This is a genomic window from Acinetobacter sp. G11 (assembly GCF_049808495.1).
GTDB lineage: Bacteria > Pseudomonadota > Gammaproteobacteria > Pseudomonadales > Moraxellaceae > Acinetobacter > Acinetobacter kookii.
Window position 1 is genome coordinate 57,422 of record NZ_JBNCAT010000010.1, and the last position, 15,109, is coordinate 72,530.

Consider the following 15,109-nt stretch of genomic DNA (forward strand, 5'->3'; position numbering starts at 1 on the left):
ATGTTGCATCTTATTTTTATAGCTCTCTTAGTACCCTTGCCTTTGATTCAGGTAGGAGGTTTTACAAGTGGTTTATACTTATATCATATTTTAAGTTTTATTATGTTTGGTATAGTTTTTATTGAAGCTATAAAAAATAATTTTAAAATAAAATATGATAAAGAAAGTTTTTTATTATTCTGCTATATTATTTTTATATTTGTACTAAGCGGAGTCAATTTAACAAAAGAATGGATTATTGCATTATTATCATTTTTTTGTTTTTTTTCTTCTAATTTATATGCGGCAAATTCAAAATATAATATAGAAGAAGTTAGAAAACTATCTAAATATTATCTTCTTATTATTTCGGTATTGGGTGTTAGTAGTTATTTGAACAATAACTATTTATATATTAATCCATATATTTTGGGAGAGGAAGGAAGTGATGATTTTATTTTTACGGGTTTTTTAGGATTAACTAGGGGGAGTATAGGTGTTATATTTCCAATATTAATATCTTTAACATTAATTGATTTTTATAAAAATAATCTTAAAGATAAAATCATTATATCTTTTGCGATATTAGCAACAATTATTTGTATTTTATTATCTGGAAGTAGAACAGGGCTTTTTTTATGTTTAATTGCTATTGTATTAAATTTTTTACTTTTTAGATCGAAATCAATAGGTATAATTATAACAGTTGCTACATCATTATTAATAATATTGATCCCTTATTTTTATGATTTTATAAATCTTGATAGATTTAATGATATTGGATCATCATATTCTGTTGAAAGTAGAAAGCAAGTTCAAAGTTGGACATTGCAATATATTTTTAATAATTTCCATCAATTTATTTTTGGCATGGGATATGACTCTAAATTATTTATTAAATCTATTAAACATGAATTAACACATCCTCATAATGAATTTTTGTATACAATTTGGTCTGTCGGAATTGTAGGTTTTGTATTGTATTTAATGTTTCTTTATAATAATTATTATAAAAGTGATGCTAGATACAAAAAAAATATATTGATAATTTATATGATTTTTTTTGTTGGTTCAATGAGTGTTGGGAGCATATTAACACCCTCATTGCGTTTAGCATATTTAGGATTTTTTGGGTTCTTTTTGATTAAAACTTTTAGGAAAATAAGTTAATGAAATTTTCTTTAATAATCACTACCTTAAATCGTGGTTTTGAATTTAATCGAATGATTAATTCATTATTAGAAAGTAATAATATTCAGTTTATAAAAAAAGTTGTGATTCTTGATCAAAGTGAAACAGATATATTTAATAATAATATCAAATTGACCTCTCGATTAAATGAATCTTGTGAGCTAATTCACTCAAAAATAAATAAGTCGAGTTTATCTAAAGCTAGAAATGAAGCTTTAAAATTCTTAGATAAGAATGATGAAATTTTATGCTTTCCTGATGATGACTGTTGGTATAAGCCAAATTTTTTTAAGGAAATGAGTGAGAAAGTTAGTCTATCAAATGCTGATATTATACAAACCTATTATCGTGAAGAGGAGGTAGAAGGTAGAAAACCAACTAATAAAATCATAAATAAAAATAATGCAAAATATTTAAAACCCTGTTCAGTGGGTATTTTTATAAATTTAAAAAAAATAAATTTTAACGAAATATATTTTGATGAATTACTAAGTGTAGGTGCCTTGTTGCCAGGAGGTGAGGAAAGTGATTTGTTATTTAGACTACTTTTAGATTATGAAATTGAACAGATTACAACTCCATATGTTTATCATAAAGTAATGAGAGAACGATTAAAAAAGCCATCATATAAAATTCATGCTGCTCGTTTCTATGTAATGCTAAAAAATAGAAAAATTTCAGATATTAAAAAAAGATTAATTTTTTCAATTATTAAATCTATACTGATTTTACCTTTCGATTATAGAAATTTTTTTGGAAAAGTATACGCGTGTAAATTATGGTTAACAAAATAATATATATATTGACAACTCAAAATTTTTTTAAAGAAGGCCCCTGTGGGCGTGTTAGTCATGCAAAAGGTTTTGTAGATGGTCTGGTACAAAACAATGCTCAAGTATCTTTACTGAGCGATGGGGGTGCAGAAGATTTCATTGAGTCTAATAAGAATATTCAATTCAAAAATATTAATCAATTTTTTTACATTATTTGCATAGTTGAAATTATTAAGTCTATTCTTAAAAAAGAAAAAATTGTCATACGCTGGAGGTTTTTTCTTCCTTATCTATTTTTTCCTTTTTTATTGTTATATAAAAATATATATTTTGAAATAAACTCGATAACAGGAATTAGTTCAAGAAATCCTATTATTCGTAATATTGTGAAAGCTTCAATATATATAGTTTCTAAATTTGGCAAAATTATTGTTGTTTCTGAGAATTCAAAAAAAGAAATTAAACAGATTTGTTCTCCTAAGCATGAAGTTTATATCATGCCGAATGGTTTTAATCCAAAACCATTTTTAAAATATACACCTAATATTTCTAAGGAATATAAGCCGAATTTAATATATTTTGGTAAAAAGCAAGAATATTATGATTGGGATATGCTGTTTCATGTATATGAAAAGAATAAAGACATTTTTGATAAATTTTATATTTTTGGTTTTAATGAAAAAAATGATAGCTCTAAAATTTATTTAGGATCATTTAACCATGATTCATTAATTGAGAAATTATCCTCAATTCCTAATCCGATCTTAATTTTACATCCCAGCGATACACAGATGGCAAAATCAGGTAGTCCAATGAAACTTTTTGAATATGCTTCTTTAAATTTACCTATGATTGTAGGTGATAGTATTCAAAAGCAAGCTTCAAAGTTAAATGGCGTAATTTTTTACAAGTCTGGCAATAGTGATGATTTATCACTGAAAATGAAAAGTGTTGCTAGAGATTATCAGAGTTACTATGGGCAATCACAACAATTAAGTAAAGCGGTTACTGAAAATTATACCTGGTCAAAAATTGTTTCAGATTGGCTTGACACTTTGGAAAAGTAAAATGGAAGCTTTAAAATTAGTAAATACCGTTAAGTATTTAAAGTTTATACAAATATACTATCGTTTACATTATATTTTACTTAAACCAAAAACCAAGCAAACCGTATTTAATACTCAGCTTAGAAAGCCCGCGAAAAATTGGGAAAATACAATAGTCAAGCCTATTAGTATGCTTAGTCCTACACAGTTTATATTTTTAAATCATTTAGGTCAGTTAAGGACGGCTGAGGATTGGAATACGACGCAGCAAGAAAAATTATGGTTATACAACCTACATTATTTTGATGACCTAAATGCAGAAAATGCAATAGAGCGTAAAGATTGGCATAATGATTTAATTAATAAATGGATTGCAGAAAATCCCTATTCTTCAGGCAACGCTTGGGAGCCTTATCCAAATTCTTTAAGAATTGTGAACTGGGTGAAGTGGTCATTACAGGGTCATAGACTAAATGAACTCCAATTGCAGAGTCTAGCCTTACAAGCTGAACATTTATCAAAAACGGTCGAGTGGCATATTCTCGCTAACCATCTATTTGCCAATGCGAAAGCACTCATTTTTGCGGGACTGTTTTTTGATACTTCAGAATCGAAAAAATGGCTAGATTTAGGATTAAAAATTTATAAAAAAGAAATTGATGAACAAATTCTAGCGGATGGTGCAAATTTTGAATTAACACCAATGTACCATGCCATTTTTTTGGAAGATCTTTTAGATATCTATCAATTAGTCGTTATTTGTTATGCAAACACGAAATTAATAGATAAACAGTATTTGAGAAATAAAATTCAAAAGATGCTTGAATGGCTTAAATATTTATCCCATCCAGATGGCGAGATTTCTTTTTTTAATGATGCTGCATTTGGTATTGCGTCTACCTATAAACATTTATGTAATTATGCCGAAAATTTAAAAATAAATATTGAGCTAACAGATATTAAAGATGCCAATTTAACGGACAGCGGCTATATTGCTGTCGAACGTGAAGCCTATAAATTTATTATGGATGTTGCTGAAGTCGGACCAAGTTATCAGCCGGGACATGCTCATGCAGATACGCTGAGTTTTGAACTAAGTATATTAGGTTCAAGATTTATCGTAAATTCCGGAATATCTCAATATGGATTAGGTGCTGAAAGGCTATACCAGCGCGGAACGTCCGCTCATAATACAATCGAAATTGATCAGCAAAATTCCAGTGAAGTGTGGTCGGGTTTTAGAGTTGCCAGAAGGGTAAGTCCTAAATTAAATACAATCCATTATAATGATAATAAAATAATTGATTTTTCGTCATCTTATAAAAGCTTAACAGGCATGACCCATACTCGTTCTGTGGTTTTCCAAGAAAACCGAATTCTCTTGAAAGATAATTTATTGGGTACATTTAAATCTGCAATTTCATATATTCACTTTCATCCCGATGTGAGAATAAAAAAAGAATCAAATCACGATTTTGTATGTGAATTAAATGGTCACATCATTGATATTCAACTCAAAGGTGAGATTGAAACTGTATTTAAGGATGATTATTGGCATCCTGAGTTTGGCAAATCAATTTCAAATGTTTGTTTAAAAATAATTTTATTATCAAACAATTATGAAATTTCAATTTCTTGCAGAGATACAGGTTTTTAAAATGTCAAATATATGTATTATTAGTGCCAATAGTCTGGAAAATGAAAATGCTTCAAGAAATCGTGTATTAAGCTTTGTAAATTCATTTATAGCGGCTGGACATCAAGTTAAATTGATTTCTATGGATAATGAAGCCTTTAATTTATTGGAAAATGAAAACTTCACACATTTTAAAATTCCATTTATTGATACCAAGATTCCCTCTTTTATCAAACGTGCTTTTTTGGAAATGAAAATAGCTTCACTGGCATTAAATAAAGCCAATGAGCTTAATTGTGACATTAATTTAATCACGATTCCATCAATGTTTTTACTGCATTTAAGCTTTTTATTAAAAACAGGAAAAACTAAGATTTTAGATATTCGTGATTTAAGCTGGGAATATTTAGATGAAAAATCTTTAGTGAATAGAACTGCTAAAAAGATTTTTACACAAAGTGCACTGCTCAACTTAAAGAGATTCGATATTGTTAGTGTCACAAATGATCATGAGTTTGATTATGTTTCTAAAAATAAATCTGATTCACAATCAATTATTAAGGTACCCAATGGGGTCTCACTTTCAATTTTTGAAAAATTAGAAAATATTAAGTGTAATACTACGAACAAATTTACGATTACATATGTTGGTAATGTAGGTTTAGCCCAAGACCTCGAAACTTTGGTTGAAGTAAGTAAATTATTACCTGATTTTATCTTTAACATTGTAGGTGCAGGTACTGATTTTGAAAGAATACATACATTAGCTAATCCTAACCAGCAGAATTTGAACTTCTTGGGTCGTCGTCAGTTTAACGAGCTTTTAGAAATATATACCCAATCTGACGTTTTATATGCACAATTGACTCCAGAATTTGCTACTGCTATGCCTTCTAAATTATATGAATATTTATCTACCGGAAAATATGTATTATATGGTGGTGTAGGAGTAGCAGGAAAAACACTAGAAAATTTTCAGAATGTGTCTTTAATTCCCCCTTGTAATATTCTGGCCTTGAAGGATGAAATTCAGCAGATTCAGGAAAGCGGTAAATATCAGCAATTATGTGTGGAAAATAGAGAAAAAATAAAAGCTGAGTATTTACGTGATGTTACAGTTGAAAAGCTTATATCTATGATTTAAGTAAATTTACATCAAAAATACCTTATTTCAAGATATAATACTTTTTAAGAGAAAAGTTGTGGAATATGAGCATCTTCATAAAAATTGCTGCATTCATAAGCATTGAATAATTTTAATTTTGTAACTTTCTTGAGGACTACATAAGGATAATTAAGGTTATATAAATGAAACGTTTAATTGATTTTCTAATAGCTTTAACAGCATTAGCTCTGTTGAGTCCAATTTTTCTTTGGGTCGCTTATAAAGTTCGTAAAAATATTGGTTCACCTATATTTTTTCTGCAGGAACGACCTGGTAAAGATGCAAAAATCTTTAAAATGATTAAATTCAGGTCTATGCTAAATGCAACCGATAAAGAAGGAAATCCTTTACCTGACGATCAACGCATTACTCCTTTTGGGCATAAATTGCGTTCTACAAGCCTCGATGAAATGCCACAGCTTATTAATGTTCTAAAGGGGGATATGAGTATTGTGGGTCCTCGTCCTCAAATGAAAGATTTTTTGGAACACTATACCCCTGAGCAAATGCGTCGCCATGAAGTAAAACCTGGTATGACGGGACTTGCCCAAGTGAGTGGTCGGAATCATTTATCCTGGGAAGAAAAATTTGAATTAGATGTGCAATATGTCGAACAACAATCCCTTTGGCTTGATTTTAAGATTATGTTTAAAACCGTTAAAGTTATGTTAAAAAAAGAAGGTATTAATGCTCCAGATCAGGAAGTAGGTGCAGCGCGTTTTTCGAGTAAAAATATTTCGGACACCACTCTGTCGAAAAATAGATAAAATAAATTTCTGTTCATTTCCAATCTTGTAAACATTATGATCAAAAAAGCCATTCTCCCGGTTGCAGGTCTGGGCACCCGTTTTTTACCGGCCAGTAAATCCATTCCTAAAGAAATGGTGACTGTGGTCGACCGTCCAGCCATTGAATATGTAGTGAAAGAAGCTGTGGCAGCAGGCATTGAACAGATTATTCTGGTAACCCATTCTTCCAAAGCCTCCATTGAAAATTACTTCGACCGGAACTTTGAGCTGGAAACGACACTCGAAAACAAAAAGAAATTCGATTTGCTGAAAGAAATTACTGAAATTCTTCCTCCTCATATCAGTGTGATCAGCGTACGCCAGCCGCAGCCTTTAGGGTTGGGTCATGCCGTGCTCTGTGCTAAAGATGTGATTGGTGATGATGACTTTGCCGTTTTACTGCCTGATGTACTGGTAAAAGATTCTGATCCGGTCAATGATTTAAGCTTGATGATTCAACGTTTTAATTCATCTCAAGCTTCACAAATTATGGTAGAAGCTGTGCCGGATCATCTGGTCGATCAATACGGTATTGTAGATGTTGCAAGCTCACCTTTAGAAGGTGAAAGTAGCGTAATGCAAGGGATTGTAGAAAAACCGGCAGTCGGTACGGCACCCTCCAATCTTTCTGTCGTAGGGCGTTATGTATTACCTGCCAAAATTATGCAACTTTTGGAAAATACCCCCAAAGGTGCAGGCAACGAAATTCAGCTCACCGATGCGATTGCGGAATTACAAAAGACGGAAACGGTTGAAGCCTATCGTATGAAAGGTCAAACCTTTGACTGCGGCAGCAAACTGGGTTATCTCAAAGCCGTGTTACATTATGGTGTAGATCATCCTAAATTGGGTGAGGACTTTAAGGCACTTATCCAGGAACTTGCATTATAAGGCGGTGAATGATGAAGGTTGCAGTATTTGGACAAACCCTGTACTCAGGTGTTCTTTCAGCATTGCTGGCCGAATGTAGCCATCAGGTGTAGGGGGCTATTTCAGCAGTCAGTCGTTTGCTGAAAAAGCTGAAAGTGGGTCGCTTAAATATTGTAACTTTCTGATCTGAGTCTGGAAATTGATGCTTATTTTTTCTAGTTTCAATCCGACTAAAGAACACTAGAGCTAGATCTTTTAGAACAATTACAATAGTGCTGAATTATTTATGTTTCAACTTCGGTGATGGATGGAACTGAAAAATTTAGGAAAATGCTGATTGATGATCATTGGATTGATTTGCCAGATGTTATTCAGGAATGCAATGCGTTACAAAGTATGGCAAAAGCCGAGCCATTGATAGTAGGCTGTAACCCATCTGAAGTTTAAAACAAAGTCAGGAAATGGTTACATCTTTTATTTCCCATCAGCAATAATACCTATTTATGCCTGTTTTTAATGCTGAATTGACTAAACTTAATATTCGGGAGGGTTGTAACACGGATTGGTTATATCAATGATTGAGCTGTAGTTTAGAGCAATTAGATAGAGTTAGATATTTTTCAATTACTTATATAAAAAATGAACTTGATGTTTTCCAGACATAGTTTAGGGGGGTACCTTTAGTCGGAAAATGCTTCTTCGATTGTTCAACTATTAAATGAAAAATTGATCATAAGAAGCTCCTGTATTACTTGAATTGAGTAAAAAGAAGCATCTTCGAGCTGATGTATTTCAGACGTATATTATGCATGAACGCTAAAAAAATGTAGTACAAATATTCATCAAAAAAAGATCAATTCTTGATTTATGAGAGAGATTGAGTAATTTAAAAGTGGGTTGATGTAGAGGGTAATAATGTGGAAGATAAATTGCATAATTTGGTACATTCGCATTTGTCTTGGCATAATTTAAAATAAATCTTTAATTTTTTTGATAATATACGCGGGTGCCAAGTATTCATAATATTATTGAATAATTGAAATTATTATCTGAAACTTTTTAGAAGAGGAGCAGATGAGCGAGTTTTTAGATTCGAGATGCTAACGGTGAATGCTGATCATATTAAATTTATAGGCAGGATTGATTCGAGAAGGAAGTCTGAAGGCTTAAATGCTGGAGATGTTTCTATAGGTACTCTAACTGAAGGGGTGTATGAACTTGGTGTCGCAATAAAAACCTACTATTTATTCTAGGGCGGCTAATAAAATGGAATAAGGAATCTGAAGGATCTGCTTTGATTAAGAAGCATAGTTTGGGTTGGTAGTTCATGATAGAAATCCCAAAAGTTGGCTAAAAAGTTTTTAAAAATTAATGATGAATTTCATAATATGAAACATATTTCTGCAAAGCAGACTTTAATAGAGCATTATGTTGAACCGGTAGCTATGAAAAAAATTATTTCAATAATTAATGAAATTTATTAAAAATAAGGCCGTAGAGAATTTGTTATGAAAAGACTAATAGATTTTATTATTGCATCTATCGCTCTTATAGTTCTTTCGCCTATCTTTGTTTTTGTGGCGCTTAAAGTCCGAAGAAATCTTGGCTCGCCTGTCTTTTTTTATCAAGAACGACCTGGTAAAGATGGTAAACTTTTCAAAATGATTAAGTTTCGTTCTATGAAAAATGCTGTTGATAAGGAAGGTAATTTGTTACCAGATGAGCAACGAATTACTGCTTTTGGACAAAAACTCCGTTCCACAAGCCTAGACGAAATGCCACAGCTTATTAATGTTTTAAAAGGTGAGATGAGTGTGGTTGGTCCACGACCAATGCTTAAGGAATTTGTTGAGCTTTATTCTCCTGAACAAGCTCGACGTTTGGAGGTTAGACCGGGAATGACCGGCTTGGCACAAGTAAGCGGTCGTAATGAACTGGATTATGAAGATCGTTTTAAATGTGATGTTTGGTATGTAGACAACCATAATATTAGGATAGATTTCAAAATTATGTGGAAAACAGTTGGCGTAATGACGAGGGGTGATGGTATTAATGCCCCTGGGCATGTAGGGCCTTCATTGTTTCAGGGTAATGAACCTAAAGATGACTCAAAAGTATGTTAGGTTAAGCTTAGTCAATATGATCAAAAAAGCCATTCTCCCGGTTGCAGGTCTGGGCACCCGTTTTTTACCGGCCAGTAAATCCATTCCTAAAGAAATGGTGACTGTGGTCGACCGTCCAGCCATTGAATACGTGGTACGTGAGGCTGTCGCAGCTGGAATTGAACAGATTATTCTGGTAACTCATTCATCTAAAGCTTCCATTGAAAACTATTTCGACCGGAACTTTGAGCTGGAAACGACACTCGAAAACAAAAAGAAATTCGATTTGCTCAAAGAAATTACCGAGATTTTACCTCCCCATATCAGTGTGATCAGCGTACGCCAACCACAGCCTTTAGGCTTGGGTCATGCCGTGCTCTGTGCTAAAGATGTGATAGGAGAAGAGGATTTTGCCGTTTTACTGCCTGATGTATTGGTGAAAGACTCTGATCCGGTTAATGATTTAAGCTTGATGATTCAACGTTTTAACGCATCTCAAGCTTCACAAATTATGGTAGAAGCTGTGCCGGATCATCTGGTCGATCAATACGGTATTGTAGATGTCGCAAGCTCACCTTTAGAAGGTGAAAGTAGCGTAATGCAAGGGATTGTAGAAAAACCGGCAGTCGGTACGGCACCCTCCAATCTTTCCGTCATAGGGCGTTATGTATTGCCTGCCAAGATTATGCAGTTATTGGAAAATACCCCCAAAGGTGCAGGCAACGAAATTCAGCTCACCGATGCGATTGCGGAATTACAAAAGACGGAAACGGTTGAAGCCTATCGTATGAAAGGTCAAACCTTTGACTGCGGCAGCAAACTGGGTTATCTCAAAGCCGTGTTACATTATGGTGTAGATCATCCTAAATTGGGTGAGGACTTTAAAGCACTCATCCAGGAACTTGCATTATAAGGCGGTGAATGATGAAGGTTGCAGTATTTGGACAAACCCTGTATTCAGGTGTTCTTTCAGCATTGTTGGCGGAATGTGGCCATCAGGTGTACTGGTGTGATTTTTTTAAAAAAAGTGCTTTAGAACAGGCTTATACCCAAGATGATGCAGTCAAACAGTTACTGGATAAACAAGAAAAAAATAGTTTTTTAAAATACTGTCACCTGAATGATATTGCCCTGGATATCGATGCCTATTTCTTTAGTTTTAATCCGACTGAAGAAAATTTAGGGATTGAAATATTAAAAGAAATCGGTCAGCGTCAAATTATTCATCCTAAACTGATGATTAACGCGTCCACGCTAGGCTTGCATGGTACGGACAAATTGCAAAAGTATTTACCTGAAGATGACTGGGTGTATTTACCTGACATCATTCAGGAGGGAAATGCCTTGGCCAGCATGACTCAAGCCGAACAGTTGATTGTGGGCTGTGAGCAAAGCAAGGTTCAACTCAAAATCCAGGAATTATTGCGTCCATTATTTCCGCGCCATCAGCAATATCTATTTATGCCCATTTTAGATGCTGAATTTACCAAGCTTAGCATTTCAGGCATGTTGGCGACACGCATTAGCTATATCAACGACTTGGCCGTAGTTGCGGAAAAACTGGGCATTGATATCGAGCATGTGCGTCAGGGCATGGCAGCGGATAGCCGGATTGGGTCATCGTATCTGTATCCAGGAGCAGGTTTTGGCGGAGAGAACTTCTCGCATGATATTCTTACTTTGGCCAATACCGTGTCCGGGACAGGAACGAAAAGTCAGCTGTTGGCGCAGGTGTGGGAAATCAATAAACAGCAAAAAGAGCTGCTGTTTAGAAAGCTGTGGAATTATTACCATGGCGATTTAAAAGACAAAACGGTGGCAATTTGGGGTGTCTCTTTTAAAGAAAATACGGCACGTATCCAGCAGTCACCGATTCATACCATGCTGAAAGCCTTATGGGCGCAAGGCGTGACGGTCAAACTGCATGATCCGCAAGCATTGGCTGAAATTGAGAAAGTCTATGGCCATCGTGCGGACCTGATTTATTGTACCGACCAGTATGAAGCCGTAAACGGCGCACATGCCTTATGCCTGTTAACTGCCTGGAAACAATATTGGAGTCCGGATTACCCGACTTTATTAAAAATCATGCAGCATCCGCTGATTCTGGATGGTCGAAATATTTACGATCCCGACTATGTGAAAGCGCAGGGATTTGCTTATATGGGGGTAGGGCGTTAATGACGAATCAAGCACAACCTTATCCAGTAGAAGAGATTGATAGCGTTCTAAGCAAGCTGCTGAACCTGAAAAATGAATGTGAGAACAAGCATTTAAGCTATTTTTTTGCAGAAGATCATGACCGTTTTCAAAAATTTTCTGTAAATTTAGACACCATTGTCTTCGATTTTAGCAAGCATCGGATCAATCAGGCTGTACTGGAACGTTTGATTGAGTGGGCTCATGCACAACAGCTTAAGCCCTGGATTAAACGGCTGTTTTCCAGTGAAGCCATTAACTATACCGAACAGCGTGCGGCGATGCACTGGGCATTGCGTTTGCCTCCGCATGATCTACAGCATGCTGAAGTTGCATTACAGGTTCATCAGCAACTTCAGCGCATGTATGCCTTGGTGGAAAAAATCCATGCCGGTCAGTTTCGCGGCGCGACCGGGGAAGTGATTCAGGATGTGGTCAATATTGGGGTTGGAGGGTCGGATCTTGGGCCAGCGATGGTTAGCCATGCATTATCTGATTTTAAAAAATACACTACCCGGCCTTTAAATGTACACTTTGTCTCGACCATGGATGGCAGCCAGCTTTCAGCATTGCTGCATCAGCTGCGGCCAGAGACCACTTTATTTATTATCTCATCCAAGTCTTTTGGCACCATTGATACCTTATCCAATGCACAAACCGTGCGTTTGTGGCTGGAAAAAGCCTTAGGTCAGCATCCACATATTCTCAAGCACCATTTTATCGGAGTCTCCACCAAACCCGAGAAAATGACCGAATGGGGCATTGCGCCTGAAAATCAGTTGTTGCTCTGGGACTGGGTCGGCGGGCGTTATTCACTCTGGTCATGTATTGGCTTGCCGATTGCATTAACTATTGGGGTTGAAGGCTTCAAGCAGCTGCTGGCCGGGGCTTATGCCATGGATCAGCATTTCCGTAATGCCCCTTTTGCACAGAATATTCCGGTGTTGATGGGCTTGCTGGGTGCCTGGAATGCCAACTTTCTAGATATCCAGACCCATGCCATTTTGCCTTATGATGGCCGTTTAAAATATTTTGCTTCGTATTTACAACAACTGGAAATGGAATCGAATGGCAAATCGATTCAACGTACAGGTGAGCAGGTTGAAACCAATACTTGCCCGATTGTGTGGGGCGAGGTTGGACCGAATGCCCAGCATGCTTTCTATCAGTTATTGCATCAAGGCACACAAGCGGTCAGCTGTGATTTCATTGCTCCGGTAAAACGCTATAATGCCCAGCAATTTACTTATGTAGACAATGCCGAGGCCTTGATCGAGCAGCATCATTTGGCACTGTCCAACTGTCTGGCACAGTCGCGCTTGCTGGCATTTGGCAATCAGGCCTTGGATCAGGCTGAACTTAATGATTTACCTGCCTATAAACAATATGCAGGCAATCAGCCCAGTAGCACCATTTTACTTAAAGAGCTGACACCCTATAGTCTGGGTATGCTGATTGCCATGTATGAACATAAAGTGTTTGTGCAGTCAGTGCTGTGGAATATTAATCCCTTTGACCAGTGGGGCGTTGAAAAGGGCAAGGAAATTGCCAATCAGCTGCTGCCGATTTTAAGTGGTGAAAGTCAGAATATTTCAGAGCTGGATGCCTCGACTCAAGGTTTATTAAAGATACTATTAGGAAAAACCCATGGCTAAAATTTTGGTGACTGGCGGTGCAGGCTATATTGGCTCGCATACCTGTGTGGAGCTGTTAAATTCAGAGCATGATGTCATTGTGCTGGATAATCTCTGCAATAGTTCGGAAGAATCTTTAAACCGTGTACAACAGATCTGCGGAAAAACCCTCACTTTTGTGCAAGGTGACATTCGCGATGCCCAGGGTCTAGATCAGGTTTTTCAGCAGCATCACATTGATGCGGTAATTCATTTTGCTGGGCTAAAAGCGGTAGGGGAAAGCCAGCAAATTCCACTGGCTTATTTTGACAATAATATTTCTGGCTCCATTCAACTGGTACAGGCCATGCAGCGTGCCGGGATATTTAATCTGGTCTTCAGTTCATCGGCCACCGTGTATGATGAGGCCAATGTCTCGCCTTTAAATGAAGACATGCCTACAGGTATGCCAAGTAATAACTATGGTTATACCAAACTGATGGTTGAACAGCTTTTACAGAAATTGGCCCTGGCAGATGAGCGCTGGTCGATTGCCTTACTGCGTTATTTCAACCCGGTCGGTGCGCATAAAAGTGGCCGTATTGGGGAAGACCCGCAAGGCATTCCGAATAACCTGATGCCATTTGTTACTCAGGTGGCAGTGGGCCGCCGTGAAAAACTGGCGATCTTCGGCAATGATTACGATACCGTTGACGGGACGGGCGTGCGCGATTATATCCATGTGGTGGATTTGGCGAATGCGCATTTGTGTGCCTTGAATAACCGCCTTATGGCAAAAGGCTGTCGTGCCTGGAATATTGGAACCGGTCAGGGGTCATCGGTTCTGGAAGTGGTCAAGACGTTCGAACGGGTCAACCATGTGCCGGTCGCCTATAGCATTGAGCCACGCCGTGAAGGTGATGTGGCGACTTCATTTGCAGACAATAGCCGTGCTGTGCAAGAGCTAGGCTGGAAACCGCAATATACTCTGGAAGATATGCTGGCAGACAGCTGGAACTGGCAAAAGCAGAATCCGAAAGGGTTTATCTAAGATCCGATCATGAACAGACAGGTGAATTCGATGATCTTGAAATTAATTTTGAGTGATTTATATCGATATACAGGCAATCAAAAACTGAGTGCTTTCATTAAAAATTATTTTTTTAATCGAGGGTTTAATTTTTCTGTCTGGCTTAGAATCGCCAGTTCTAAAACTTGGCTTGCCAAGATTGCCTATCCTGTTTTTTATTATAAAAAGAAAAAATATGGCATTGATATTCATGCCAATACAAAAATTGGCTTTGGCTTATATATTGGTCATGGCGGACCATTGGTGGTAAGTCCAACGGCAACCATAGGCAATAATGTAAATTTGTCGCAATATACCACCATCGGTGCAAATTTAGGTCCGGCGGCGATGATTGGGGATAATGTCTATATCGGGCCGAATGTGTGTATTATTGAAAATGTTAAAATTGGCAATAATGTCACTATTGGTGCGGGCAGTGTAGTGACCAAAGACATCCCTGAAAATGCGACTGCTGCGGGTAATTATGCCAAGGTGCTTAATTTTGAACAGCCGGGAAAGTTTGTAAACAAAAGATATAAAATTTAAATGACTGGTTTTTTTAAATAATGAATAGCCACCAAAATTCTAGACACACCTAACCATCTTTTGATGGGCCTTTTCATAATCTAATGGAGAACGCTGACCATTGGAACCATGTCTGCGTTTTGAATTGTAGAA

The 15,109-nt window shown here is 36.3% G+C and carries 13 protein-coding genes; all 13 read left to right on the forward strand.

Features of this window, described 5'->3' with window-relative positions; genetic code table 11:
- On the forward strand, positions 1 to 1,149 hold the full coding sequence (locus ACPUEY_RS06100) for an O-antigen ligase family protein (protein WP_425121515.1): 1,149 nt from the start codon (positions 1 to 3) through the stop codon (positions 1,147 to 1,149).
- The gene (locus tag ACPUEY_RS06105) at positions 1,149 to 1,964 is read left to right on the forward strand and encodes a glycosyltransferase family 2 protein (protein WP_425121516.1); all 816 of its coding nucleotides are present in this window, start codon (positions 1,149 to 1,151) and stop codon (positions 1,962 to 1,964) included. Before ACPUEY_RS06100 ends, ACPUEY_RS06105 begins: the two co-directional genes overlap by 1 nt.
- Before the next feature lie 8 nt (positions 1,965 to 1,972).
- On the forward strand, positions 1,973 to 3,010 hold the full coding sequence (locus ACPUEY_RS06110; protein ID WP_425121517.1) for a hypothetical protein: 1,038 nt from the start codon (positions 1,973 to 1,975) through the stop codon (positions 3,008 to 3,010).
- Between the two features lies 1 nt (position 3,011).
- Entirely contained in the window at positions 3,012 to 4,646 is a 1,635-nt protein-coding gene (locus tag ACPUEY_RS06115) for a heparinase II/III family protein (RefSeq protein WP_425121518.1), read from the forward strand.
- Position 4,647: 1 nt separating this feature from the next.
- Positions 4,648 to 5,769, forward strand: coding sequence for a glycosyltransferase (locus ACPUEY_RS06120; protein WP_425121519.1), 1,122 nt, complete (start codon positions 4,648 to 4,650; stop codon positions 5,767 to 5,769).
- 164 nt (positions 5,770 to 5,933) lie between these two features.
- The gene (locus ACPUEY_RS06125) at positions 5,934 to 6,557 is read left to right on the forward strand and encodes a sugar transferase (protein WP_131273516.1); all 624 of its coding nucleotides are present in this window, start codon (positions 5,934 to 5,936) and stop codon (positions 6,555 to 6,557) included.
- A 36-nt stretch (positions 6,558 to 6,593) separates the two neighbouring features.
- On the forward strand, positions 6,594 to 7,469 hold the full coding sequence (gene galU, locus ACPUEY_RS06130) for a UTP--glucose-1-phosphate uridylyltransferase GalU (protein WP_425121520.1): 876 nt from the start codon (positions 6,594 to 6,596) through the stop codon (positions 7,467 to 7,469).
- A gap of 1,487 nt (positions 7,470 to 8,956) precedes the next feature.
- Positions 8,957 to 9,571 carry a sugar transferase gene (locus ACPUEY_RS06135; protein WP_425121521.1) on the forward strand — a complete coding sequence of 205 codons (615 nt, stop codon included), beginning with the start codon at positions 8,957 to 8,959 and terminating at the stop codon, positions 9,569 to 9,571.
- A gap of 16 nt (positions 9,572 to 9,587) precedes the next feature.
- The gene (gene galU, locus ACPUEY_RS06140; RefSeq protein ID WP_425121529.1) at positions 9,588 to 10,463 is read left to right on the forward strand and encodes a UTP--glucose-1-phosphate uridylyltransferase GalU; all 876 of its coding nucleotides are present in this window, start codon (positions 9,588 to 9,590) and stop codon (positions 10,461 to 10,463) included.
- 11 nt (positions 10,464 to 10,474) lie between these two features.
- Positions 10,475 to 11,731, forward strand: coding sequence for a nucleotide sugar dehydrogenase (locus ACPUEY_RS06145; RefSeq protein ID WP_425121522.1), 1,257 nt, complete (start codon positions 10,475 to 10,477; stop codon positions 11,729 to 11,731).
- Positions 11,731 to 13,404, forward strand: a complete 1,674-nt coding sequence (gene pgi, locus ACPUEY_RS06150; RefSeq protein ID WP_425121524.1) for a glucose-6-phosphate isomerase — start codon at positions 11,731 to 11,733, stop codon at positions 13,402 to 13,404. Before ACPUEY_RS06145 ends, pgi begins: the two co-directional genes overlap by 1 nt.
- On the forward strand, positions 13,397 to 14,413 hold the full coding sequence (gene galE / locus ACPUEY_RS06155) for a UDP-glucose 4-epimerase GalE (RefSeq protein WP_425121525.1): 1,017 nt from the start codon (positions 13,397 to 13,399) through the stop codon (positions 14,411 to 14,413). The genes pgi and galE overlap by 8 nt, the downstream gene beginning before the upstream one ends.
- Positions 14,414 to 14,443: 30 nt before the next feature.
- Positions 14,444 to 14,977, forward strand: coding sequence for a serine O-acetyltransferase (locus ACPUEY_RS06160; protein WP_425121526.1), 534 nt, complete (start codon positions 14,444 to 14,446; stop codon positions 14,975 to 14,977).
- Positions 14,978 to 15,109: the final 132 nt, after the last annotated feature.